Consider the following 24,370-nt stretch of genomic DNA (forward strand, 5'->3'; position numbering starts at 1 on the left):
CCTCACGACCGCGCGATGCGCTCGACCTGGGTGAGGTCGGCCAGGTACAGGTGCGGCACGTCCACGAACACCCGCATGGGGCCGCAGTCCAGGCCGAGATCCCGCGCGATCCCGGCCTGGACCTCTCTGAGCGGCACGTAGTTCAGGTAGCAGGTGTAGGCGTTCTGCGAGCGGAAGGTCGCCGTCATCGCCAGCGCGCCGTCCCTGATCCTGACCGCCACCGCCGCCAGGCAGGGCACCGCGTCGTACGGCTCGCCTGGCCGCGTCAGCGACACCCATGCGCTCTTGCTGTACGGCCGCGCCCGCAGCAGCCTGATCGCCCATTCCATCTGAGGCGTCAGGCGCTGCCCGTAGCTGTACTTGAACGGCGGGATGACCTCGGCCTCGGTGAACTTACGGGCGTATAGCATGCGCTTGGCGGGGTCGCCGTACTCCCTGAGTATCGGGTCGTCCCAGCGCACGTCGCTGATCTCGAACAGCACGGCGGGGCCCTCGAGCACCGGGCCGCGGTCGTCGTCGGCGGGCTCGCCCGACGCCCGCACGTGCCGCATCAGCCATATCCACGCCTCCCCACAAGACGCCCACCTGGTGGGCTCGTCCATCACGTCTCCACGTTGGGAAAGTTGTAGGGGTTGTGGGGAAGGCGGCGCCGCCTGGTGACATTGCACCGCACGTAGTAGACCGAGTAGTGCACGAGCGCCACGAGCATGATGCTGATCAGCAGCAGCGGCACGTTGAGCTCGCCCTTGCTCAGCCCTGTGACGCCGACCGTCAGATAGGCGGAGTTGACGATCGACAGCATCATCACGTTGATCCCCGGCCACGCCAGCGGGGCGTAGGTCTCGGGGAAGCGCGGATCGACGGGCAGGTTCGGCGACCAGCCGAACTCGTCTTTCAGGCGGGTGACGTAGAGCAGCCTGAAGTTGTTGAGCGCGCGAGCCGTCCTGGCGTGCGCGTTCACCGCCTCGATCAGGCGCAGGAACGGCAGCACGGCCAGCAGGCCGAAGGCGGCGACCAGGGCGTAGAGGTACCAGGGAACGGTGTCCCACCTGGTCAGGTCGGCCGGGTTGACCACCTTCGTACTGGCCAGCGCGATGGTGGCGGCGAAGGGGGCCGAGAGCAGGCTCATCGCCAGCCTCGTCATCTTCAGCCGCTCGTCCTTGGCGGCGAGGTGGACCGCGTAGATCCCGCTGAAATCGACGGCGGCCAGTTGGAGGAAATGCGTCGCTTCGAGCGGCGTCGGGGGTTTCCGCATGAGCGTGCTCCTGGAATGCCAGCTGATTCCAGTATGAGTCGCCGTCTTGAGTTTTGTACCAACAAATCTCAACTTGCTCTGGTCAATGTCTGGAGCTCCACGTGATCGATGTACGCCGTGGGCAGGCCGTACATGATCGTGGCGATCTCCCTGTCATGGATCAAGGGGAGGGCGGCGAGCGCGTCGGAGGCCAGGCCGCGGCAGTACTCCAGGGTGTCGGGCACGACCGAGGTCTGCCTGAGCGCCGCGAGGGTGGCCTCCACGTCGTCGTGCAGGATCGACGGGTCCTTGGCCATGGCGGTCAGGAAGGGCAGGGTGTAGAGGCCCTGGCGCAGGTCGTTGCCCGCCGGTTTGCCCAGTGCGTGCGCGGGCGCGGTCAGGTCGAGCAGGTCGTCGAGGATCTGGAAGATCAGGCCGAACCGCTCGCCGTACGCGGCCATCCTGGCCCTCTCCTCCGCCGAGGCCCTGGCGCAGATGGCGGCGACCAGGCAGGAGGCGCGGAAGAGGGCGGCGGTCTTGCCGGTGATCGAGCGCAGCGCGCTCTCCGTCGTGCGGTGCGGGTTGTGCAGGTCGGTGGTCTCCAGGTACTGCCCCTCCGCCAGCTCCACCACGGTCGCGGCCAGCACCTCGGCGACCGGCCTGGAGACCGAGGTGATCGCGGCCAGGCCGGCCCTCGCGAGCATGAAGTCGCCGATGACCAGCGCCTTGCCCTCGCCCAGCTCGGCGTTGAGCGTGCGCGCGCCCCTGCGCTGCATGGCGTGGTCCATGAGGTCGTCGTGGACGAGCGAGCCGGCGTGGATCAGCTCGACGCACGCCGCGGCGGTGATCACCCTGCGGTCGGGCGTCCTGCCGAACGCCAGCGAGGTGGCCAGGGTCAGGGCGGGCCGCAGGCGCTTGCCTCCTGCGGTGATGATCCGATCGGCGCCGGTGTTGATGCCGGGAAGGGCGGAGGAGCCCGCGAGGCGCCTGATCCTGGTCTCGACCCTGCGCAGGCCATGGGCGATCGCGGGGGTGTTCAGCAGCTCATCCATGTCCTCCAGCCTGCGTCGCGCGTGCTGTGGATTTCCTGAGAGCGGCTGTGAACGGGCTCAGCGCGGGGTGCTCGCCGTACCCTCGCCTGAAGGCGATGAGGGTGCGGCGCTCGATCTTCACCTGTGTCAGCCGCACGCCGGCGGGCGGGCGGGTGGCGGCGAGCCTCGGCACCAGCGCCACGCCCTGGCCGGCGGCGGCCAGCAGCAGGACGGTGTCGAAGTCGTCGATGTGGTGACGGACGCGCGGCTCGAACCCCGCGGCCTGGCAGGCCCGCACGGTCATGGTGTGGCAGAGCGTGCCGGGGGTGCTGACGATCCACGGGTCTCCCGCGGCCTCCTCTAGGGCGCTCCTGGTGGTCAGGTACATCGGCTCGGCCAGCAGGGGCCTGGTCTCGACGCTGTCGTCGACGACGGGCGGGACGAAGTCGTACTCGTGGACCAGCGCGACGTCCAGCGCGCCCGCGCGCAGGGCGGCGGAGACGTCGGCCGGATCGATCTCGGCGACCATCGGCTCCAGGCCGGGATGCTCCTCCACGAGGAGGGTCAGCGCCTCGGGAAGCAGGGCGCGGGCCGCGGTCGGGAACGCGCCGATCCGCAGCGGCCCCGAGGGCCCCGTCCGCGTGGCGGCCAGCGCGGCCTCGGCCCGTTCCAGGCTCTCCAGTACGGCCTCCGCGTGCTCGACCAGGAGGCGCCCCGCGGGGGTGAGGACGACCGCGCGGCCGGTCCTTTCGAGCAGCGGCAGGCCCGCCTCGCGTTCCAGGGCGCTGAGCTGCTGGGAGACGGCGGAGGCGGTGAAGGTGAGCGCCTCGGCGACGGCGGCGATCGTGCCCCGTCTCGAGAGTTCGCGCAGCAGCCTGAGCTTTCGCGGGTCAAGCATAAGATCAGCTTACGGGTGACACCAGAAACGCGAACTGGTGCTGAAGGTGGCGCGTCCTTCAGGCTGAGAGCCATGCTTTCGGGAATCTACGTGCCGCTGATCACCCCCTTCGACGAGTCGGGGGCGGTGGCCTACGCCGCGCTGGAGAAGCTCGCCGCCTCGGTGCTCGACCAGGGAGCGGCGGGGCTGGTGGCCCTGGGGACGACGGGGGAGCCGTCGGCGCTGTCGGCGGCCGAGCGCCGCACCGTGGTCGAGATCTGCGGGGAGGCGGCGCGGTCCTACGGCGCGCAGCTGATCGTGGGCGACCTGGAGCTGGTGGAGGGGGCCACCGCCGCGCTGGTGACCGTGCCCGCCTTCGTCAGGCCGGGTGAGCGGGGCGTGATCGCCCACTTCGAGCACCTCGCCGAGCGGAGCCAGGTGCCGCTGGTGATCTACCACATCCCGTACAGGACGGGCCAGCCGCTGACCGCCTCCGTCCTGCGCAGGCTCGGCGAGCACCCGATGATCGCCGGCGTGAAGTACGCCACGGGCTCCGTCGACCAGGACGCGGTCGCGCTGCTAGGGGAGGCGCCCTCCGGGTTCTCCGTGCTCACGGGCGACGACGTCTACCTCTCGCCGATGCTCGCGCTCGGCGCCTCAGGCGGCATCCTGGCCTCGGCGCACCTCCATACCTCGTCCTTCGTGTCGATGGCGGCCTCGTGGGACCGCGCGCTCGGGCACCGGCTCGCGGCCATCTCGGCGACGCTGTTCGCCGAGCCGAACCCGACCGTGCTCAAGGGGGTCCTGCACGCGAAGGGCCTGATCCCCACCCCCGACGTACGGCTTCCGCTGGTGCCCGCCACGGCGGAGTCGGTCGCCCGCGCCCTAGATTGGGGCGCGTGAACCGGCTGACCGAGACGGAGCACGCCGCCTGGATCGGCTATCGGCGGATGAGGCTGCTCCTCGACTTACAGATTCAGCGTGACCTGATGCGCGCCTCCGGGCTGTCCGAGCCCGACTTCGACGTGCTGTCGAACCTGTCCGAGGCCACGGGGCAGCGGATGCGCCTGACCGAGCTCGCCGCGCACCTGCGGTGGTCGAAGAGCAGGCTCTCCCACCACATCGGCCGCATGGAGGGCCGGGGGCTGGTGAGCAGGCAGGAGGTGGCCCACGACGGGAGGGGCGCGGCGATCGTGCTCACCTCCCGGGGGGTGCGCTCGATCGAGGCGGCCACTCCAGGACACGTAGCCTCCGTACGCAGGCACTTCACCGACCTGCTCACCGAGGACGAGCTGCGGATCCTCGCCCAGGTGTCCCACACGGTGCTGTCCAGGCTCGAATAATCTCTGGACATCTTTAGGTTCGTCCCATAATCTCTCCGGCATGGGTTCCCTGTGATTCTCGCGACGCGTTGAGCGCTGTCATGTCCGTTTCGCGATAGTGGAATCCAGGAGGACGCTTCCATGCGTACCGCCCAAACAGCCCTTTCTCATGTCTCCCACCGTTACGCCGACCAGGTCGTGCTCGACCAGGTCTCGTTCACCGTCAAGCCCGGCGAGAAGGTCGGGGTGATCGGCGACAACGGGTCGGGCAAGTCGACACTGCTGCGCCTGCTGGCGGGGCGGGCGCTGCCGTCCAACGGTTCGCTCACCGTGTCGGTCCCCGGCGGGATCGGGTACCTGCCGCAGACCCTTGAGCTGCCTGGCTCCGCCACCGTTCAGGACGCCATCGACCTGGCGCTGGCCGAGCTGCGCGAGCTCGCCGCCGAGATGAGCGCGATGGAGTCCTCGCTGACTCCTTCGCGGTTCGACGCCTACGCCGAGCTGATCGCCCGCTTCGAGGCGAGGGGTGGCTACACCGCCGACACGCGGGTCGACGCCGCGCTGCACGGGCTCGGCCTGCCGGGCCTGTCCAGGTCGCGGCGGCTCGGCACTCTCTCGGGAGGCGAGCGGTCGAGGCTCGCTCTGGCGGCGACGCTCGCCTCGTCGCCCGAGCTGCTGCTGCTCGACGAGCCGACCAACGACCTCGACGACTCCGCCGTGTCCTGGCTGGAGGACCACCTGCGCGGGCACAGGGGGACCGTCATCGCGATCACCCACGACAGGGTGTTCCTCGAGCGGATCACCTCGACCATCCTCGAGGTCGACCTCGGCAAGGTGCGCCGCTACGGCAACGGCTACGCCGGCTACCTCGCGGCCAAGGCGGCCGAGAGGGCGGCGTGGGCCGAGGAGTACGAGGAGTGGAAGGAGGAGCTGGCTCGCCACGCGGGACTGGTCGAGGCGAACGCGGGCCGGATGGCCGCCATCCCTCGCAAGATGGACAAGGCCGGCATGGGCACCGGCACGTGGCGGGCGCGCTCCCGCGCCCACGGGGCGGCCAGCCGCATCAGGCAGTCGCAGCAGCGGGTCGAGTGGCTGCACGCCAATCCGGTGCCGCCGCCGCCCGAGCCGCTCCGCTTCGCGGCCACGCCGAGCGTCGTCTCCGGCGCCCAGGGGTCGCGGGCGGTGGTGGAGCTGGCCGAGGTCCGTGTCGGATCACGGCTGGCAGTGCCGTGGCTCAGCGTCCAGCCAGGTGAGCGGGTGCTGGTCACCGGGCCGAACGGCGCGGGCAAGACCACCTTCCTGCGCGTGCTGGCCGGCCAGGTCGTTCCCGACTCGGGCACGATCAGGCGTCCGGCCAGGATCGGCTATCTCAGGCAGGAGGAGCCGGTGTTCGACCCGGCGCACACCGTGCTCAGGGCGTACGCGGCGGGCCGTCCCGGCACGATGGACGAGCACGCCGACGCCCTCGTCGCGCTCGGGCTCTTCCGCCCCGCCGACCTGGGCGCCAGGGTGGGCGAGCTGTCGGTGGGCCAGCGCAGGCGGATCGAGCTGGCCCGCCTGGTCAGCGACCCCGCCGACCTCATGCTGCTGGACGAGCCCACCAACCACCTGTCTCCCGTGCTCGTCGAGCAGCTGGAGGAGGCGCTGGCGGGCTACACGGGCGCGCTGGTCATGGTCACCCACGACCGCGGCATCAGGGCCTCGTTCACCGGCACCCACCTGGAGCTGGCCGACGGCGCCTTCGCCGCCGCCTGACCCCTGGGCGGTCACCTCTGCGGAGGTGACCGCCCGAATCAGCGGGCGGGATGGCGGATGGCCTGGCCGATGTCGCCCACCCGGTCGGCCAGCAGCCCGATGGCCCCGACCGCGCGCGTCATCGGGTCGTCCTCCGCTCCTCCCAGCGCCTTGGTCCTGAGGTAGGCCGTCTTGACCGCGGCCCACCGCGCCTCCTGCTCGGGCGTGAGCCTGCCGCGCAGCTCGGCCAGCTTGAGCAGGTTGGACTCGGCGCCGGTGGTGAGGGTCTGCGCCTCACCGAGATAGTGGTCGTCGATGAGCTGCTCGAGCTCGGCGTCGTTCATCACGGGGACGATGCGCTCGGCCAGCTTGTTCATGTTGCGGTAGGAGCCCTGCAGCCGGAACGGCGGCTCGGTGCGCGAGTCGTCGGACTGGGCGGCGGAGGCGATGTAGGCCTGGTTGTTGGCCAGCACCACCTCCTGCACCCTGACCAGCTTGCGCAGGACGCTGAGGATCTGCTCGAGCTCCACCTTCGAGTAGGGGTGGCTGAGCTGGTCGGTGCGCACGTCGGAGTCGCCCCTGGCGATGCGGACCAGCAGCTCGACGTCGCCCCTGTCGCGCGTGGACAGCGGGGCGAGGACGGGGTTGGAGGTGAGCGCGTTGTCGATGTAGCTGAGCGCGAACAGGTCGTCCTTGCCGGAGAGCACGTCGCCGAGGTTCCACACGTCCGCGCGGTTGGCGAGCATGTCGGGAATGCGGAAGCGCTGGCCCGACTCGGTGTACGGGTTGCCCGCCATGCACACCGCGAAGCGCTTGCCGCGCAGGTCGTAGGTGCGGGTGCGGCCGTTCCACACGCCCTCGATGCGACGCTGGGCGTCGCAGAGCGAGATGAACTTCTGCAGCAGCTCGGGCGAGGTGTGCTGGATGTCGTCGAGATAGAGCAGGGTGTTGTTGCCCGACTCCAGCGCGAAGGAGATCTTCTCGACCTCCTGCCTGGCGGTGGCGTCGGGCGCGTCGCCGGGGTCGAGCGAGGTGACCTCGTGGCCGAGCGCCGGGCCGTTGACCTTGACGAAGAGCAGGCCGAGGCGGCTGGCCACGTACTCCATGAGCGTCGTCTTGCCGTAGCCGGGCGGCGAGATGAGCAGCAGCAGGCCCATCTGGTCGGTCCGCTTGCCCTCGCCCGCCGCGCCGAGCTGCTTGGCGAGGTTGTCGCCGATGAGCGGCAGGTAGACCTCGTCGAGCAGGCGGTTGCGCACGAAGGCGCTCATGACCTTGGGCTTGTACTCCTCCAGCCGCAGCCTGTCGCGCTCCCGCGCGACCAGCTCGCCGCGGTGCTTCTGGTAGGCGCGGTAGGCGGGGACCCGCTCGGCCCTGAAGGCTCTGGTCCTGGCGAGAGTCTCGTCCAGCCGCAGCGTGAGGGCCCTGTCGGTGATCCTCGGGTGGGTGCCGAGCAGACCCTCGACGGTGGCCGTGAGCGCGGCGCTGGAGTCGTGCCTCGGCAGGTCGCACAGCTGGACGGCCAGCGCCTCCGGCAGCTCGTCCGACTGGTCGAAGGCGCCGAGCCACGCGTGGGCCAACTGGATGCGGTCAGGCAGGTCCAGCGCCGCCAGGTCCTCCTCGAACTCGCGGGTGCGGGAGGGGCCCAGCGTCTGCCGGAACCTGTCGAGGATGCCCCTGGCCGCCTGGCTGGTGACGAAACCGTCAGGCTTGCCCGCCAGCTCCTCGACGAGGTACTCGGCGGCGAGCTCGGAGGGCGTGCCGAAGACGTCGGCGGGAAGAAACCGGGAGATCTCCTTCGAAAGTTCGGCCCCGAAGGCGTCGAGCGCCTCGACCCTGCCGAAGGCGTCGCGGGCCCTGACCAGGGAGCCTGCCCGAGTGGCCAATGTTTTACGTGAAACATCCTCCACACCGAACGCCCAGAAGAACTGTGCCGCGGCGCGGGCGGACGGGGGATAGCGCAGCAGCCCCGCGCCCTCCTGGAGGCGTTGCAGGGTCTCCAGGATCGCCGTCGCGTCGTGGTCGTGGACGCCGCGCTCGTAGCCCTCGTCGTAGCGCTCTTCGGCCGCCAGCCGTACCAGCGAGGGCAGGTCGGCTCCCGACGGCACCGTGGGCAGCAGCGAGGCGGCCAGGTGCTCGGCGCGGTAGACGTCAGCGGTCTCGGAGACGAGCAGCTGCGACCAGAACGGCCTGGTCTGCTCGAAGGAGGCAGGAGCGGGGGAGCGGTAGTCGGTGCCGGTGATGGAGAAGTGCATGGCGCCGTCGTGCGGCACGAGGGTCAGGTCGATGGGCTGGGTGTTGACCGCGAAGCGGTGCCTGCCGAGCCTGAGCGTCTCGCCGTCGGCGGAGAACAGGTCGAGGCGGTCGCGCAGGGAGCGGCCCGCCTCCTGCTGGGCCGCCTTGATGCGGCCCTCCAGCTCCTCGGCGCGCACGCCGTCGCCGAGCGCCCGCAGCTCGTCCGCCGAGGAGCGCAGCTTGGCGATCATGGGGTCGGTGGCGAAGTAGGTGTTGACCTCGTCCAGCGACGCCAGAGCGGTCACCCTGCGGGTCACGCTGGTCAGGATGCGGTCGGCCGAGGCGGAGATGCGGTCGGCGCGCCTGGCCCTGTCGTCGAGCTGGGTCTGCTTGCGGGCGGAGAAGGCCTCGTAGACGTCCTCCCGCTTGGCGGTGAGCTGGAGCGCGAAGTCGTCGAACTCGCCGAAGCGGGACTCCAGCGTCTCCAGCTGGAGCATGAGCCGGCCGAGCTGCTCGTCGCAGCGCTCAGGGGTGTCCGCCATGGCGAGCGCGCCGGTCACGGCCTGGCCGAGCAGCGCGAACTCGGCGGCGAAGGCGGCTCTGCCCTCGGTGGCGAGCAGCTCCTTGCGTCGGCCTTCGAGGACGGCGCGGGCACGGTTGACCCCGCCGAGGACCTCGCCGATGCGCTCGAGGATGGCGGTGCGGACCGTGGCGTCGGCGATGTCGAGCGAGCCGACCACCTCCGTGACGACCTCGAGCCCCTCGGCCTGGGCGACCAGCCGCTCGGAGACGGGCGCCGCCTCCGCGACCGTGGCGATGGCAGAGGCGTCGGCCTCGAGCTGGGCGACGGCGGCGTGGTAGCCGGTGAAGGCGTCGGCGCCCTGGAGGAACTCGACCGCCCTTCTGCCGACGGAGCGCAGCTCCTCGCTCACCCTCGCGCCGAGCGTGTCGAGGCCCGCCAGATCGATGTAGCGGACCTCCCTCAGCGTCACGAGGTGGCCCTGCGCCCTGCGCAGCGACGCCAGCCTGGACACCCAGGCGTCGGCGCTGGTGAGGGTCTCTGACTGCCGTACGAGGGCGAGGGTCTGCGAGGTGGCGCTCTCCAGCGTGTCGGCGGCCTGCGCGGTGAGCTGGGCGACGTTCTCGTACTCGTCGAGAACCTGCTCGGCGGTGGCCCTGACGTCGCCGAGCGGAGTGCTCAGGCCGTGCTCGCCGAGCCAGTGGTAGTGGTCGAACGCCCGCGTGCACGCCGCGATCAGCGCCTCGAAGGTGGCCTCAGAGGGCGCCATCTCCTCGACCATGCGCGCGACCGACAGGCAGTCGGAGATCCCCCTGACCAGCTCGGCGTTGCCGATCCGCTCCAGCGGCCCCGTCCCCGTGGGCTGGGCGGCGGCGTAGGTGTCGGAGACGTAAGGCGTCTGCCACACCTGCATCGGATGGACCCTGGTCGGCTCGTCGGAGGTCGCCCTGAACACCACCAGCGTCCCGTCGTCGAACAGGGAGTACCCGTGACAGGGCAGCGGATTGGCGACCTCCTTCCTGATCACGTTGTACGGCAGCAGCAGCGACCTGCCGTCCTCACGCGCGTGGAAGACGTAGAGCACGTCCTCGCCGTTGGGGGAGCGGATCACCCGCTCGAACTCCAGGTCGGCCACCTGCGTGTCGAAGGTCTTGGACACCCCTGTGGACAGGTAGTAGCCGCCGGGGAAGATGATCCCCTGGTCCTCGGGGAGCCGCTGGCAGGCCAGCGCGATGCCGTCGAGCCTGGTGACGGTCTTGGTGCGGGTGTTGAAGACCAGGTGCCGCCACTCGCTCTCCTTGTACGGCCTGACCCGCAGCAGGATGAGAGGGCCGATCCTCGCATGGTCGACCTCGGCGTCGGCCAGCGACTGCAGCGGCTCTGTGACGGGCTCGGTGTAGATGCCCTCGCCCGACTCCGTGTTGTTCTCGATCTTGATGGTGAGGTCGCCGCCGACCGTCTCGACGAACACCTCGTCCTGGATCGAGATGTGCGGATGCCTGCCGAGCACGTGGTCGTCGCGGGTGGTCGGCGTCCACTCGAAGTCGTGCGAGGGCGGGAAGACGTGATCCCGCTCGCCCCTGTTGTCCAGGTACTTCAGCTCGTGGCCGAGGGCCCACCTGAGCACGCGCAGGTCGGAGGGGCCGGTCTGGAAGACCGCGAGCAGCTTGCCCTCCATGCGCCTGAGCTGGAGGAGCCTGGTCTCCTTGTAGTAGCGGTAGAGCTCGGAGAAGTCCTTGCGGAAGGTCGGATCGGCCAGCGCGTCCAGCTGCCCCGCCTCGAAGCTGAACGTGTCGCCTTCGCGGGCGAACCTGTGGACGGAGAAGACGTCGTCCACGGAGGTCTCGGGCTTGAGCCCGATGAAGACGTTGTAGCCGAAGAGCATCAGGTCGCCGACCGAGACGATGTCGCGGGGGACGCAGTTGTTCTCCGTACGGATCCGCTCGGTGCCGATCAGGCGGAGCTCGGCCCCGCCGAAGACCTTCAGCCGTTCGGCGTTGACCGCCTCGGCCGCCCTGGCCAGCTGCTTGGCCTGGGCGCCGAGACGGCTGCGCAGGACCTCGTAGGTCCCGGCCTCGAGAGACGTGGTCACCGCAGCGCCGCCACCGACGACTCGGCGACCCCGAGCCTGCGCGCGCTCTCCAGCAGCTCGTTCAGCTTGGCCGTGTCGGGCCCGCCGTGCGAGATGAGCTGCATCAGCAGCGCCGACACCGTCAGGTTCTTCACGTCCTCGCTGCTGACGCCGCCGATGAGCTTGGCCAGGTCGTCGGTCAGGCTCGCCGTCCCGTTCAGGTACGGCTCGGCCAGCGTCTGCGTGACCGTCGAGTGCTCGACGAACCCGTCCACGACCTTGCCCGCCGTGATCGAGCCGACCACCCTGTCGAAGAACATCGTGTCGCCGCCGACGATGTCGATGTTGGCCTTGGACAGGCCCGCCGCCACGACACTCGCCTGCGACTCGGCGACCTGCCTGTGCACGTCGATGTGCTTGAGCCTGATCTCCTTCTCCGCCTCGAGCCTCAGGCGGAACTCCTCGTGCGTCCTGGTCGCCTCGTCCATGGCGGCCATCGCCTTGGCCTTCTCGATCAGGCCCTCGGCCTCGGCCTTCAGCCTGTCGCCTGTGACCAGAGCCATGGCCTGCTCGCCCTCGGCCTGCGCCTTGAGCCTGTCGCCCTCGACCAGCGCCATCGCCTTGGCGCCCTCGGCCTCGGCCTTGAGCTTCTCGGCGGTCGCCATCGCCTCGGCGCGGCCGACCCTCTCGATGGCGTCCGCGCCGCGCTCCCTGACCTGCACGTCGGCCAGCCCCTTGGCGGCGGCCTCCGCCTGCAGGCCCTCGGCCAGCCGGATCTTGGCCCTGGCGTCGAGCTCGGCCGCCTGCTGCCTGGCCTCGGCCAGCACGACGTCCTCGCGGGCCTTGTGCTTGGCGGCCGCCTCCGCGGCCTCGGCGGCCTTGATGTCCTTGACCAGGCCCTCCTGAGCCTCGGCCTCGGCGTGGATGATCGTGGTCTGCCTGAACCGCTCGGCCTCTTCGAGTGCGCGCAGCTTCTTGATGTTCTCTTCCTGCTCGGCGACCGTCTTCTCCACCGCGATCCGCTCGCGCACGACCTCGGCGATCGAGCGCTTCTCCGTCTCGACCTCCTTGTCCTTCGCGATGCGCGACAGCTCGGTCTCCCGCTCGCGGGCGATGACCTCCAGCATGCGGTCCTTCTCGATCCGCTCGCTCTCGATGGCGATGACCCGCTCGCGGTTCTTCTCGGCCACGGCGATCTCGCGGTTGCGGTTCTCGGTCTGTACGCCGAGCTGCTCGTCGGTCTTGATGTGCGCGCCCTGGGCCCGCAGCCGCTCCTCGGCCTGCACGCGGGCGATCTCGGCCTCCTCGCGCGCCTTCATCGTCTCGATCTCGCGCTTCTGCTTGATCTCGGCGTCGGCCTGGCGGCGCTTCAGCTCGAGGATGGCCTCGGTGGCGTCGACGTTCTGGCGCGTGATCTCCTTCTCCTCGCTGCGCCTGAACTCGTTGGTCCGCACGTTCTCCGTCGCGGTCAGCTCGGTGATCTTGCGGATGCCCTGGGCGTCGAGGATGTTGGCCGGGTCGAGCTTGGCCATCGGGGTCTGCTCCAGGTAGTCGATCGCCGCGTCCTCCAGGCTGTAGCCGTTGAGGTCGGTGCCGATGACCTGGATGATCTGGTCGCGGAACTCGTCGCGCTTGGTGTAGAGGTCGACGAAGTCGAGCTGCTTGCCGACCGTCTTGAGCGCCTCGGAGAACTTCGCGTTGAACAGCGCCTGGAGCGTCGTCTCGTCGCTGGCCCGCTCGGTGCCGATGGCCTGCGCCACCTTGATGACGTCCTCGATGGTCTTGTTGACCCGTACGAAGAAGGTGATGCGGATGTCGGCCCTGATGTTGTCGCGGCAGATCAGGCCCTCGCCACCGGTACGCGCGATCTCGATCGTCTTCACCGAGATGTCCATGACCTCGGCCTTGTGCAGCACGGGCAGCACCACGGCGCCGGTGAAGGTCACATCGACCCTGCGCACCTTGGAGACGATGAGCGCCTTGCCCTGTTCGACCTTTCTGAAAAGCCGGCTGATGACGAAGATCAGACCAATGACGACGATCAGGATGACGGCGAGCAGAATGCCGAACCCGGTCGAGATGACACTCATGAGTGGTCCTCCATGACCCAGAAGAACTCGCCCTCTGCGTCGTAGTCGAAGATCAGCGCGGCCTGGCCGCGAGAGAGCACGTCGCCGCCCGTCGTCCTGACCTGGACGACGGCGGAGGAGCCGTCGGGGGCGGTGACCTCGGCCTGGCCGAAGGCGGCGTCCGCCCTGCCCGTCCGCACCACGCACCGCTGACCGACGAAGTCGTGGCGAGAGGGCTCACGCCGGTCGGGGAAGAGCCTGCGCATGGGGATGATCAGGAGCTTCGTGCCCGCCCACCCGGCCGCGAGCGCCGCGCCGAGCACGAGCGGTCCGCCGCCGGCGAGCTCCGTCCCCGCGAGGCTGACGAACCACGCCAGCGCGACGTACAGCGAGAAGGCGACCGTGGCGGGGATGCCGCCGAGCCCGAGCGGCAGCTCCACGCCGTCGAGGTCGACGTCACCGCCCATGAACATGACCACGATCCAGTAACCGACGACCACGATGAGCAGGAAACTGAAGAGCACGGTCGGAAAGGTCAGAGCGGCGTCGACAAAAGCGGGCATCAGTTCCCTCGGATAAAGGCCCCCGTAGTGGGGCGAATATATCCAATCAGGGGTTGCAAACCGCTTTAAAAGCGCTTAACTCCCGGGTACGGCCAGCCCGGTCTCGTAGGCGACGATGACCGCCTGGACCCTGTCACGCAGTCCCAGCTTGGTCAGGACGTTGCTGACGTGTGTCTTCACCGTGTGCTCGCTGACCACCAGCTCCGCGGCGATCTCCGCGTTGGACAGGCCGCGCGCGATCAGCGCGAGCGTCTCCTGCTCCCTGACGGTGAGGGCGGCGAGCCGCTCCGCCGAGACCGAGGCCGCCGCGGGGCGCGAGGTGAACTCCGCGATCAGGCGGCTGGTGACGGTGGGGGCGAGCAGCGACTCCCCTGCCGCCACGACACGGACGGCGTTGACGAGGTCGTCCCTGCGCACGTCCTTCAGCAGGAACCCGCTCGCCCCCGCCCGCAGTGCGTCGTAGACGTAGTCGTCGAGGTCGAAGGTGGTGAGCATGAGGACCTTGGTCTCCTTGCCCACCAGGCGGGCGGCCTCGATGCCGTCCATCCTGGGCATGCGGATGTCGAGGAGGAGGACGTCGGGCCGGTGCTCGCGCACCAGGGCGACCGCCTCGATCCCGTCGGCGGCCTCGGCGACCACGTCGATGTCGGGCTGGGCGTCGAGGATCATGCTGAATCCGCCGCGGACCAGCTCCTGGTCATCGGCGACCACCACGGTGATGCTCATCGGCTCTCCTTGAGAGGGTCAGGAGACGTCGGCCCGACGGATGATCCGAGGGGCGCTGGTCCTGCGGGGGCAACGGGTTCTTCGACGGGGGTGAGTGGGAGTCGCACCGAGACGTGAAAGCCAGGGCCGTCGGCCCGGGGGCCCGCGCTCGCGGTGCCACCGCAGGCGGCGGCGCGCTCGCGGATGCCGATGAGGCCGTGGCCGCCCGAGGGCAGCCGGCGCCCGGAGCCCTCGCCGTCGTCGGTGATGTCGAGCAGCAGCGCGTCCGGCTCCCACCGCAGGAGAAGTTCGGCCCTCGACGCTCCAGAGTGCTTGACGATGTTGGTGAACGACTCCTGCGCGATGCGGTAGACCGCCACCTCGACGTCGGACGGCAGCGCCCGCTCGATGCCGCGCGCCTCGATCGAGACGGGCAGCGGCAGCTGGGACACCAGCGTGGACAGGTCGGCGACCGTCGGCTGGGGAGCGCGGGGGCCCTCCTCCTCCTTCAACGCTCCGAGCATCCGGCGCAGCTGGACCATCGCGTCGCGGCCCGCGGCGGCGATGGCGTCGAAGGCGGCCTCTGCGCGGGCGGGATCGCTTTTCACCACCACGGGCCCCGCCTCCGCCTGCACGACCATCAGGCTGACCGCGTGGGCCAGGATGTCGTGCATGTCGCGGGCGATCCTGGCGCGTTCGAGCTCGGCGGCCCGTTCGGCCTCCAGCACGCGCTCCCGCTCCAGCCGTACGGCCCGCTCCTCCAGCGCCGCGGCATAGGCGCGGGAGGTCGCGGTCGCCCTGCCGATCGCGTAGGCGGCGACGGCGCCGACGGTGCCGCGGACGGCGGTCTCGGACGAGCCGACCAGCAGCAGCCCGCCGCCGATGGAGATCACCAGGACTACCAGCCTGGGCCACCGGGAGGTGTAGGCGGCCACGGTGTACATGCTGATGAGGCTGCCGTACCAGATCGGCTGCGGCGGCACGGTGTCGGCCAGGTCGTAGAGCGAGAGCGCCAGATGGGAGATCACCAGGCTGGTCACAGGGAATCTGCGCCGCCAGACGAGCGGGAGTACGGACGCGACCACGACCACATAGCCCCACCAGTGCCACGGCTTGCCGTCCCAGTGCTCGCCGACGAACGGCCACAGCTGGATGAGCAGGACGAACGCGGTCAGAGCAAGATCCACCTGCAGGGGCGGCAGCGCGCGGAAGCGCTCCTTGAGTCGGGCAATCTGCGGCAGATCGGACACAGCGTCCAATCTTCCTCCTCTTTGGGGATGCTCCGAGCCTGGTCCGGAGTTATGCGGATCGACCTGAGACATCGTCGGCGATCGGAGAGGAGTCGCGGATCGCCGGTGGGAGCGGTTTTCGCTCACTCTCAGGAGGGATTTTGAAAATGATTATCGATAGCATGATGCCCCTGAGGGAAGGGAGCTCTGATGTCGGTCCCCGTGGTGATAGTCGCAGGGATTCACGCGCAGGCCCGTGCCGAGGTCGTCGCCGAGCTGGCCCGCCGCCATCCGGGGTCCGTGACGATCAGACCAGGTGATCCACAGGTGGCGGCCCCTCTGCTGATCGTCGAGCTGGGGGACGACGACGAGCCGCGCCCCGTGGCCGAGGCGCTGGCCGTGCGGCCCGAGCTGCGGCTGACCGGCGTGCTGACCGCGCTGGAGGCCGACCATATGCCGCTCGACATCTGCAGGGGCGACCGCCTGCCCTGCGGCAGGCACGTGGCGGCGGTGCTGGCCAGGCAGATCGAGTACGCCACGGGGCTGGTCGTGGTCGGCGACGATCCCGAGCTCGCCCTGCCCGCGCTCGCCCATCTCGCTCCGCTCACCCCGATCGGGCTGCCCGACGTGCTGGGCCCCTCGGTCGACGTGGAGGCGCTGGCCGCGCGGGTCGACCCTGCGACGGCCCAGTTGCCGTGCGCGCTGGAGACGCAGGACTTCGAGACCATCGTGTGGCGCAGGTGGCGCCCGATCCACCCGCAGCGGCTCTTCGACGCCGTGGAGGAGCTGGTCGCGACGACCGTGCGCAGCAGGGGCAGGTTCTGGCTGGCCAGCAGGCACTCGTCGCTGCTGGCGTGGGACGCCGTGGCGGGGATGGTCGAGGTGGCCGAGGCGGGCACGTGGCTGGCCGCGCTGCCCGACACCGCCTGGGACCAGGTCGGCAGGGCCCGCAGAGCCGCCGCGGCGCTCGACTGGACCCCGACCATGGGCGACAGGGTCCAGCACCTCGTCTTCACCGGCTGTGGCGGCCTCGACCCCGACAGGGTCATCGCCCTGCTCGACTCCTGTCTGCTCACGCCCGAGGAGTCGGTCGCGGGAGCCGCGGTGTGGGAGACCTATCCCGATCCTTTCGCCGAGTTGACCTCAAGCAAGGTCGAGGTTGCAGAGTGGGGTGACTGACACGAGGAGATGATCCAGATGAAGGCAGCGGCGTTCGCGACCCCCGGTGGTCCCGAGGTGCTTCAGGTGATGGAGATCGAGACCCCCCAGGCGGGTCCCGGCGAGGTGCGGGTGCGGGTGAAGGCGGCGGGCGTCCAGCCGTACGACGCGGCGGTGCGCGCGGGATGGGTCCCGCAGGGTGTGACGGGCGAGCTGCCCCGCGTTCCCGGCAACGAGTTCGCGGGCGTCGTCGACCAGGTGGGCCAGGGCGTCACCGGGTTCGCCGAGGGCGACGAGGTGCTCGGTTTCTCCCTTCTGAACGGCTACGCCGAGTACATCGTGGTCGGCGCGGACCAGGTGGCGCGCAAGCCCGCGGGGGTGCCGTGGGAGGTGGCGGGCGGCCTGACGGCAGGGGTGCAGACCGCCGAACTGGCGCTGGACGCCATCGGCGTCCGCGAAGGCGAGACGCTGCTGGTGCACGGGGCCTCGGGCTCGGTGGGCACGGCCGCGGTGCAGATCGCCAGGCGGCGCGGCGCGAGAGTGATCGGCACGGGCAGGGAGGAGAACCACGACTACCTCCGCTCGCTCGGCGCGATCCCCGTCGCGTACGGTGAGGGGCTGGCCGACAGGGTGAGGGCGCTCGGCCAGGTGGACGCGGCGCTCGACGGCGCGGGAGGGCACGCGCTGGAGGTGTCGCTCGAGCTGGTGAAGGATCCCGCGCGGATCGTCACGCTGGTCGAGCACGGCAGGGCGGCCGAACTGGGCGTCAAGCTGGTCCAGGCGGGGCGCACCGCGGAGCGGCTCGCCAGATATGCGGCGCTGATCGCGGAGGGCGCCTTCACCTTCTCCGTCCGTCGCGCCTACCCCCTCGACCAGGCCGCCGAAGCGCACAGGGAGATCGAGACCGGGCACGGCAGGGGCAAGCTGGTGATCCTGGTGTCCTGATCGAAGTGGCGGAATCTTATCGATAGAGGGCTTTCCTGCCACTGTCTCGGGCGGGCCTCGACCGGTCACCATGGGGGCGTCACCTTCCCGCCGTGAAAGGAAGCCCCCGATGTCCGCAGTCACCGCCGTCCCCGCCGCCGACAACGCCGCCGCGCTCGCCCACTTCGCGGCGCGGCTGGCCTTCGAGACGGACGTCTCCGACGTCGCCGCCGATCTCGCCGACAAGGCGGAGGGCGTCGTGGTGATCGACTCGCGCAGCCTGGAGAGCTGGAGCCAGGGGCATGTCGAGGGCGCGCTCCACCTGCCCACCCGTGAGATCGCGGCCAAGGCCGAGGTCCTGGTGCCGCGCGAGGCGACGGTGGTGGTCTACTGCTGGGGCCCCGGATGCAACGGCGGGACGAAGGCGGCGCTGGAGTTCGCCAAGCTCGGCTACCGCGTCAAGGAGATGATCGGCGGCTTCGAGTACTGGGCGCGGGAGGGCTTCCCCGTCGAGACCGCGAGCGGCGTGACCAACCGCTCCATCGACCCGCTGACCGCTCCTGTGTCGGGCGTGGCCTGCGCCTGCTGACCGATGTGGCGCCCCCGGCTGTAACACGGCGGCCGGGGGCGATCATGTTTTACCCCGTCTGGCGTGAGTCAACCCCTACCGGCTCAGCAGGGCCTCGACGATCGCGACCTCGTTCTGGTCGATCCTGCTCTCGCCGTCCTCCAGGTCCCACAGGGCGTCCTGCAGGACGCGGCCGAGTGTCCAGCCCACCGCCCTGTCCCTGTCGAGCCCGAGCCCCTCGACCATCTGGTCGAATCTGCGCAGCAGGGTGCCGGGCACGTCGGTGGACGGCCAGCGGTTGCGCAGCGCGGGCAGCAGTTCGAAGCCGGGGTCGCCCACCAGCGGTTTGGGATCGATGGCCAGCCACGGCTCGCGCTCGCCGGCCAGGACGTTGCTGTAGTGCAGGTCCCAGTGCAGCAGCCGGTCTCCCGCCTCGCCCGCCAGCTCGCGGACGGCCGCCGCGCACCGCTCGATCCACGGCAGATCGTTGGGGTGCGCCTTGCGCACCTGCTCGGGCGTCTCCTCCAGCATGTCCGCGGCGATGTCGGCCAGCGTACGCATCCCCTCGGGACCGGGATGGGCGACCAGGCGGGCGAGGAGTCCTGTGAGGATCTCCAGCGCCTCGGTGACGTCGGGCATCTCCTCGAGGGAGCGCCTGCCTTCGAGCCGTTCGAGCAGGAGGGCGTTGGCCTGGTGCGGAGAGGACGGCGCGGGCACGGTCGCCTCGTCGAGCAGGCGGACGACGCCGTCGCCCGCCCACGCGCGCAGCCCCGGGCCCTCGCCGACGTTCTCCTCGGTGGCGGGCTGGAGCTTGAGCGCGGCGCGGGTGCCGTCGGGGCGCACGACGGGCAGCACCAGCGAGACCACCCCGTGCATGACGCGGCCGTCGGGCCGCAGCTCCCACCTGCCGAGGAAGTGCTCGGCCAGCGCGGGCAGGGCGGCGGTCCACTCGGGGCCCGCGTCGTCGGCGTGCCTCAGGTGGGAGGCGGCCAGCTCGGCTGGCACCTCGATCATCAGAAGTGCCAGGGGAAGGGGGACCAGTCGGGCTCGCGCTTCTCGAGGAAGGAGTCGCGGCCCTCGGCCGCCTCGTCGGTCATGTAGGCCAGACGGGTGGCCTCGCCGGCGAACACCTGCTGGCCGACCAGCCCGTCGTCGATGAGGTTGAAGGAGTACTTCAGCATCCGCTGCGCGGTGGGCGACTTGCCGTTGATCTTGCGAGCCCACTCAAGGGCCGTCGCCTCGAGCTCGGCGTGCGGCACCACCGCGTTGACCATTCCCATCCTGTGGGCGTCGGCCGCGGTGTAGGTGTCGCCGAGGAAGAAGATCTCGCGGGCGAACTTCTGGCCCACCTGGCGGGCCAGGTAGGCCGAGCCGAAGCCGCCGTCGAAGCTGGCCACGTCGGCGTCGGTCTGCTTGAAGCGCGCGTGCTCCTCGCTGGCCAGCGTGAGGTCGGCGACGACGTGCAGGCTGTGCCCGCCGCCCGCGGCCCAGCCGGGCACCACGCAGATGACGATTTTCGGCATGAAGCGGATGAGCCGCTGGACCTCGAGAATGTGCAGCCGGCCCGTCGCAGGCGTGCCGTCGGCGTACTGGTAGCCGTCCTTGCCGCGGATGCGCTGGTCGCCGCCGGAGCAGAAGGCCCAGCCGCCGTCCTTGGGGGAGGGGCCGTTGCCGGTCAGCAGCACGCAGCCCACGTCGGTGGTCTGCCTGGCGTGGTCGAAGGCCCGGTAGAGCTCGTCGACGGTCTGCGGCCTGAAGGCGTTGCGCACCTCGGGCCGGTTGAAGGCGATGCGCACGGTGCCCTGGTCGACGGCCCTGTGGTAGGTGATGTCGGTGAAGTCGAAACCCTCGACGACCTGCCAGGCCTTGGGGTCGAACAGCTCGGAGACCATGGTTCAAGAGCCTAACGGATCTGCTGCTCGCCCATTCGGCCCACTCCAGCTGGGCGGGGGTGAAGCGCAGGCCCTCACGCCGGCGCGGCCGTGCAGGAGGCCACCGACCTGCACGAGGCGGCCTCCTTACGGCTACCGCGCCGCGTCCCCGCAGGGTCCGACGGCATCTGGATCGCCGGCTAACCCACCTTGCGGCCCTCGGCACGCAGCTCGGCCAGCAGTTCGCCCTGGCCCGCGAGCATGTCGGTGAGGATGTGCCTGGCGTCGACGAGCAGGTGAGCCAGGTCGGGGCTCGACAGCTCGTAGACGACGGTGGCGCCGTCTCGGGTGGCGTTCACGATCCCGGCTCTGCGTAGCACCGCTAGTTGCTGGGAGAGACTGGAGGCCTCGATCTCGATCTCGGTGAGCAGGTCCCTGACGGGTCGTGGACCCTCTCGAAGGAGCTCTAGAACCTGGATGCGCACGGGATGCCCGAGCGTGCGGAAGAAATCTGCCTTGGCCTGGTACAGCGGAACGGGCATGCGACTATCGTAATATACCGAGTTGCACAATTCTTCAACTTGGTAGGATGATGGCGGGCATCGAGGGAGTGGAGCCATGGGGCGAGGCAGAGCCAAGGCGAAGCAGACGAAGGTCGCTCGCGAGCTGAAGTACACCAACCACCACATCGACTATGAGCGGTTGCGCGAGGAGCTCGGCACCGACTCGACGAGGAGTGACGCGGGGTCCGCGGAGCCGTCGCGCGATTCGGCGACGACGTCCTCCGGGTGACGCTTTTCACTGCATGACGGGCGGTCAGCCGGGGAGGAACCTGGTGTGATCGCCCGAGCCGGGCAGATGGTCGCCGCGCTGGCCGTCACCCAGACCGCTGGATATGGCGTGCTCTACTACGCCTACTCGGTCTTCCTCCCCCCCATGCGGGTGGAGCTGCGAGCGAGCATCACTCAGGTGGCGGGCGCTTTGACGCTCGCCGTCCTGGTGTCGGGCCTGGTCGCGCCGCTGGTCGGGCGAATGCTCGACGCAAGGGGCGGCCGGGGCCTGATGACGGTGGGCTCGCTGCTGGGGGCGGCCGCGCTGCTGGCCTGGTCACAGGTCACGACGCTGGTCCAGCTGTACCTGGTCCTCGCGGTCGTCGGCCTGTCCTCGGCGATGGTCCTCTACGAGGCCGCCTTCGCCGTGGTCGTGGCCTGGCACCCGGTCGAGAGCAGGGCGCGGGCGCTGCTGGCGGTCACGATCGTCGCGGGATTCGCCTCCAGCATCTTCCTGCCGCTGACCGGCCTGCTCGTCGACAGGTACGGCTGGCGCACCGCCCTGGTCGTGCTAGGCGTGGGCTACGGCCTGCTGGCGGTGCCGCTGCACTGGCTGACGCTGCGCAACAGGACCGCCACGCGCCCGTCGGCCGGCTACGTCAGGGGCGCGATCCGCGAGCGGCCGTTCTGGCTGCTCGCCGCCGCCTTTCTCACGCACACCGGCGCGGTCGCCGTCGTCGGCGTGCTCCTGGTGACCTACCTGATCGCGTTGGGCCACTCGCCGCTGTTCGCAGCAGCCGTGGCGGGGCTGCTCGGAGTGCTGTCGGTCACGGGCCGCCTGGTCACCACCGGTCTGCAGACCCGCTGGCCGACCGCGCTGGTCGCCGCCGCCGTCTTCGGCCTGCAGGGGCTGGCCGCGGCGCTGCTTCCCCTGGTCGGCCGTACGGTGCCGGGGGCGATCGGCGCCGTGGTGCTGTTCGGCCTGGGGTTCGGTGTCGGTACCCTCGCGCGCCCTGCGCTCCTGGCAGATCGCTACGACACGGCCGTCTACGCCACCCTCAGCGGCGCGCTCGCGCTGCCCATCACGGTGGCCAAGGCGTTCGCCCCGCTGGCGGCGGCCGCGCTGGCCCAGGTCGCCGGGTACCCGCTGGTCATGGGGGGCGTGTGCGCCGCCTGCCTGGCGAGCGCGTGCTGCCTGGTCGGCTACGAGCGGACGGTCTGAGCGCCCGCGATGCGGGCCGCCGTACGCTCGGCGGTCCTCGCGGCCCACGCGCCTGTGGTGAGCCGGCCGACGATCAGCACCGCCGCGCCGCAGCCCGCGATGATCCACCACGCGGGGTCGCCCGCGGCCTCGGGATGGCCGGTGGTGGCGATCACCGAGCCGATCACCGCGACGCCCAGCGAGGTGCCGACCTGACGGCTGGTCGAGGTGATGCCCGCGGCGACTCCCGCCTGCTCGCGGGGCATGCCGGAGACGGCGGTGTTGGTGACGGGAGCGTTGACCATCCCGAAGCCGATGCCGAACAGGACGTAGGAGATGAACAGCAGCGGGTCGGAGCGCTCGGCCCCGAACCCGGCGGACAGCACCCCGCTTGCCAGCATGGCGATCCCCGCCAGCAGCAGCGGCAGCCTGGGCCCTCGGCTGCCGACGACGCGTCCCGACAGCGGCGCGACGACCAGCGTCACTCCCGCCATGGGCAGCATGTACAGGCCCGCGTGCAGCGCCGACAGGCCGCGCACGTCCTGCAGGTAGAGCGTGTTGATGAACAGGAACCCGCCCAGCGCCGCGAACGCGCACACCGCGATCACCGTGGCGCCGCTGAACGGCGCGCTGCGAAAGAAGCGCAGGTCGATGAGCGGATCGGCGCGCCTGGGCTCGTACAGCAGCAGGGCGGCGAGCGAGCCGCCCGTCAGCGCGAGGCAGCAGAGGATCAGGGGCGAGGTCCAGCCCGCGGACGGCGCCTCGATGATCCCGTACGTGAGCGAGCCCAGCAGCACGATCACCAGCGACTGCCCGACGGGGTCGAACCTGCGGGCCGTGGGCGCCTTCGACTCCGGCACGAACAGCATGGTCAGCACCAGGGCGGCGATGCCGAGCGGCAGGTTGAGCCAGAAGATGGCGCGCCATCCGAGCGTGTCCACCAGCAGGCCACCGGCCAGAGGGCCGGCGGCCATGCTGATGCCGACCACGCCGCCCCAGACGCCGATGGCCCTGGCGCGCTCGCGCGGATCGGTGAAGACGTTGGTGATGATCGACATGGCCACCGGGTTGAGCATGGAGCCGCCCACGGCCTGGATCATCCTGAAGACCACCAGCCAGCCGAGGCTCGGCGCGAGGCTGCACAGGAGCGAGCCGAGCGTGAACAGCACCAGGCCGAGCTGGAAGACCATGCGGCGGCCGAACCTGTCAGCCGTGGAGCCCGAGAGCATCAGCAGCGAGGCCAGGACGAGGGTGTAGGCGTCGATCGTCCACTGCAGGCCCGAGACCGAGGCGTCGAACTCGCGGCGCATGGCCGGCAGCGCGACGTTGAGCACCGTGTTGTCGAGGCTGACGATCAGCAGGCTCATGCAGCAGATCGCCAGCACCAGCATCCGGCGGCGATAGGTCACCCTCGCACAGTAGCCGTGTGCCTCAGCACGGCATCGGCCAGGGTTTGGTGCACCTGAGGGGTCAGCATGTGCCCCATGCCCTCGACGATCAGCAGCTCCGCCCCGGGGATGGCCTCGGCGATGAGCGCGCCGTGGCCCGGCTTGGCGGGCTCGTGGGTGCCCTCCACGACCAGCGTGGGGGCCTTGACGGTGTGCAGCACGCCCACCGGCTCGAAGGTCATGTCCGCCGCCGCGGCGAGCCGGTGGTTGGCCAGGGCCGACAGGTCACGCGCCCTGTCGTGGAGCCGTTCGGCCTGGCGGCGCTCCTCCTCCTCGTCGATCGGCAGCCCGCCCGCCAGCACCCTGGCCTCGGCGAGCTGGAAGTCGATCTGCTCCTTCCTGGTCGAGGGCGGGGGAGAGGTGATCAGCTTCCGGTAGAACTCCACGAACTCCTTGGTGGGCGGAGGCAGACTGCCCTCGGGCTGCTCCTCGCCCATCAGGGCTCGCATGACGGTGAGCCCCTCATGCCTGCCGAGCGGCGAGGAGCCGATCGTGGTCAGCGTCATGACCCGCTCGGGGTGCTCGACGGCGATCCACTGGGCCAGCACGCCGCCCGCCGAGTGGCCGACCACGTGCGCGGAGTCGATCCCGTGCGCGTCGAGGACGGCGAGCGCGTCGTTCTTGATGTCGTGCCAGGTGTAGGGGTCGGTCGCGAAGTCGATCGTCGCGGAGCGGCCGGTGTCGCGGTGGTCGTAGCGGATCACCCTGCGTCCACCCGCCGCCAGGCGGCCGACGAACGCGTCGGGCCAGCTGGCCGGTCCCTGGGACATGGAGCCCGCGATGAGCAGGATGGGCTGGTGGGCGCTGTCGCCGAACTCTTCGGTGAAGATGTCGATTTGCATG

At 70.3% G+C, this 24,370-nt stretch carries 22 protein-coding genes; 8 read left to right on the forward strand and 14 right to left on the reverse strand.

Annotated elements, in window-relative coordinates; all coding sequences use genetic code 11:
• Positions 1-2: 2 nt before the first annotated feature.
• The 4 genes from ABFX55_RS37450 to ABFX55_RS37465 all read right to left on the reverse strand — a co-directional run bounded on the left by ABFX55_RS37450 (position 3) and on the right by ABFX55_RS37465 (position 3,163).
• Positions 3-602: a thymidylate synthase family protein gene (locus ABFX55_RS37450; protein WP_346127732.1), complete on the reverse strand. Its 600-nt coding sequence runs from the start codon at positions 600-602 to the stop codon at positions 3-5.
• Entirely contained in the window at positions 602-1,255 is a 654-nt protein-coding gene (locus ABFX55_RS37455; protein WP_346127734.1) for a hypothetical protein, read from the reverse strand. The genes ABFX55_RS37450 and ABFX55_RS37455 overlap by 1 nt, the downstream gene beginning before the upstream one ends.
• A 68-nt stretch (positions 1,256-1,323) precedes the next feature.
• Positions 1,324-2,286 carry a polyprenyl synthetase family protein gene (locus ABFX55_RS37460; protein WP_346127736.1) on the reverse strand — a complete coding sequence of 321 codons (963 nt, stop codon included), beginning with the start codon at positions 2,284-2,286 and terminating at the stop codon, positions 1,324-1,326.
• Positions 2,279-3,163 (reverse strand): LysR family transcriptional regulator, encoded by an 885-nt coding sequence (locus tag ABFX55_RS37465; RefSeq protein WP_346127738.1) that lies wholly within the window; start codon positions 3,161-3,163, stop codon positions 2,279-2,281. The genes ABFX55_RS37460 and ABFX55_RS37465 overlap by 8 nt, the downstream gene beginning before the upstream one ends.
• Before the next feature lie 72 nt (positions 3,164-3,235).
• Between ABFX55_RS37465 and ABFX55_RS37470 the strand changes: the two genes are divergently transcribed.
• The 3 genes from ABFX55_RS37470 to ABFX55_RS37480 all read left to right on the forward strand — a co-directional run bounded on the left by ABFX55_RS37470 (position 3,236) and on the right by ABFX55_RS37480 (position 6,219).
• Positions 3,236-4,045: a dihydrodipicolinate synthase family protein gene (locus tag ABFX55_RS37470; protein ID WP_346127739.1), complete on the forward strand. Its 810-nt coding sequence runs from the start codon at positions 3,236-3,238 to the stop codon at positions 4,043-4,045.
• On the forward strand, positions 4,042-4,485 hold the full coding sequence (locus ABFX55_RS37475) for a MarR family winged helix-turn-helix transcriptional regulator (protein ID WP_346127740.1): 444 nt from the start codon (positions 4,042-4,044) through the stop codon (positions 4,483-4,485). The genes ABFX55_RS37470 and ABFX55_RS37475 overlap by 4 nt, the downstream gene beginning before the upstream one ends.
• Positions 4,486-4,605: 120 nt before the next feature.
• Positions 4,606-6,219: a TlrC/CarA/OleB/SrmB family ABC-F type ribosomal protection protein gene (locus ABFX55_RS37480; RefSeq protein WP_346127742.1), complete on the forward strand. Its 1,614-nt coding sequence runs from the start codon at positions 4,606-4,608 to the stop codon at positions 6,217-6,219.
• Positions 6,220-6,257: 38 nt separating this feature from the next.
• Here the strand turns inward: ABFX55_RS37480 and ABFX55_RS37485 are convergent, their stop codons facing one another.
• The 5 genes from ABFX55_RS37485 to ABFX55_RS37505 all read right to left on the reverse strand — a co-directional run bounded on the left by ABFX55_RS37485 (position 6,258) and on the right by ABFX55_RS37505 (position 15,608).
• The gene (locus tag ABFX55_RS37485) at positions 6,258-11,042 is read right to left on the reverse strand and encodes a DNA repair ATPase (protein ID WP_346127744.1); all 4,785 of its coding nucleotides are present in this window, start codon (positions 11,040-11,042) and stop codon (positions 6,258-6,260) included.
• Positions 11,039-13,111, reverse strand: coding sequence for an SPFH domain-containing protein (locus ABFX55_RS37490; protein WP_183653484.1), 2,073 nt, complete (start codon positions 13,109-13,111; stop codon positions 11,039-11,041). Before ABFX55_RS37490 ends, ABFX55_RS37485 begins: the two co-directional genes overlap by 4 nt.
• Positions 13,108-13,614 carry a hypothetical protein gene (locus ABFX55_RS37495; RefSeq protein WP_346127746.1) on the reverse strand — a complete coding sequence of 169 codons (507 nt, stop codon included), beginning with the start codon at positions 13,612-13,614 and terminating at the stop codon, positions 13,108-13,110. The genes ABFX55_RS37490 and ABFX55_RS37495 overlap by 4 nt, the downstream gene beginning before the upstream one ends.
• Before the next feature lie 114 nt (positions 13,615-13,728).
• Positions 13,729-14,379, reverse strand: coding sequence for a response regulator (locus ABFX55_RS37500; protein ID WP_346127748.1), 651 nt, complete (start codon positions 14,377-14,379; stop codon positions 13,729-13,731).
• The gene (locus ABFX55_RS37505) at positions 14,376-15,608 is read right to left on the reverse strand and encodes a sensor histidine kinase (protein WP_346131373.1); all 1,233 of its coding nucleotides are present in this window, start codon (positions 15,606-15,608) and stop codon (positions 14,376-14,378) included. The genes ABFX55_RS37500 and ABFX55_RS37505 overlap by 4 nt, the downstream gene beginning before the upstream one ends.
• Before the next feature lie 189 nt (positions 15,609-15,797).
• On the opposite strand from ABFX55_RS37505, the gene ABFX55_RS37510 reads away from it, so the two are divergent.
• The 3 genes from ABFX55_RS37510 (at position 15,798) to ABFX55_RS37520 (ending at position 18,258) form a co-directional block, all read left to right on the forward strand.
• Positions 15,798-16,766: a CobW family GTP-binding protein gene (locus ABFX55_RS37510; RefSeq protein ID WP_346127749.1), complete on the forward strand. Its 969-nt coding sequence runs from the start codon at positions 15,798-15,800 to the stop codon at positions 16,764-16,766.
• 9 nt (positions 16,767-16,775) lie between these two features.
• Positions 16,776-17,690, forward strand: a complete 915-nt coding sequence (locus tag ABFX55_RS37515) for an NADP-dependent oxidoreductase (protein ID WP_346127751.1) — start codon at positions 16,776-16,778, stop codon at positions 17,688-17,690.
• Positions 17,691-17,799: 109 nt separating this feature from the next.
• Entirely contained in the window at positions 17,800-18,258 is a 459-nt protein-coding gene (locus ABFX55_RS37520; RefSeq protein ID WP_346127753.1) for a rhodanese-like domain-containing protein, read from the forward strand.
• A 75-nt stretch (positions 18,259-18,333) separates the two neighbouring features.
• Here ABFX55_RS37520 and ABFX55_RS37525 read toward each other — a convergent pair whose 3' ends face one another.
• The 3 genes from ABFX55_RS37525 to ABFX55_RS37535 form a co-directional block, all read right to left on the reverse strand.
• Entirely contained in the window at positions 18,334-19,251 is a 918-nt protein-coding gene (locus tag ABFX55_RS37525) for an aminoglycoside phosphotransferase family protein (protein ID WP_346127755.1), read from the reverse strand.
• Positions 19,251-20,129 (reverse strand): 1,4-dihydroxy-2-naphthoyl-CoA synthase, encoded by an 879-nt coding sequence (locus ABFX55_RS37530; protein ID WP_183653506.1) that lies wholly within the window; start codon positions 20,127-20,129, stop codon positions 19,251-19,253. The genes ABFX55_RS37525 and ABFX55_RS37530 overlap by 1 nt, the downstream gene beginning before the upstream one ends.
• A gap of 179 nt (positions 20,130-20,308) precedes the next feature.
• Complete coding sequence (locus tag ABFX55_RS37535; protein WP_346127757.1) at positions 20,309-20,650, reverse strand: ArsR/SmtB family transcription factor; 342 nt, start codon at positions 20,648-20,650, stop codon at positions 20,309-20,311.
• Between the two features lie 76 nt (positions 20,651-20,726).
• Between ABFX55_RS37535 and ABFX55_RS37540 the strand changes: the two genes are divergently transcribed.
• The gene (locus ABFX55_RS37540; protein WP_346127759.1) at positions 20,727-20,900 is read left to right on the forward strand and encodes a DUF3073 domain-containing protein; all 174 of its coding nucleotides are present in this window, start codon (positions 20,727-20,729) and stop codon (positions 20,898-20,900) included.
• Between the two features lie 45 nt (positions 20,901-20,945).
• Complete coding sequence (locus tag ABFX55_RS37545) at positions 20,946-22,100, forward strand: MFS transporter (protein WP_346127761.1); 1,155 nt, start codon at positions 20,946-20,948, stop codon at positions 22,098-22,100.
• Here the strand turns inward: ABFX55_RS37545 and ABFX55_RS37550 are convergent.
• On the reverse strand, positions 22,082-23,488 hold the full coding sequence (locus ABFX55_RS37550) for an MFS transporter (protein WP_346127763.1): 1,407 nt from the start codon (positions 23,486-23,488) through the stop codon (positions 22,082-22,084). The two genes, ABFX55_RS37545 and ABFX55_RS37550, sit on opposite strands and share 19 nt — an antisense overlap.
• Positions 23,485-24,369: an alpha/beta fold hydrolase gene (locus tag ABFX55_RS37555; RefSeq protein ID WP_346127765.1), complete on the reverse strand. Its 885-nt coding sequence runs from the start codon at positions 24,367-24,369 to the stop codon at positions 23,485-23,487. The genes ABFX55_RS37550 and ABFX55_RS37555 overlap by 4 nt, the downstream gene beginning before the upstream one ends.
• Position 24,370: the final 1 nt, after the last annotated feature.

The sequence above is a fragment of the Nonomuraea roseola genome (assembly GCF_039535395.1).
Classification (GTDB): Bacteria; Actinomycetota; Actinomycetes; order Streptosporangiales; family Streptosporangiaceae; genus Nonomuraea; species Nonomuraea roseola.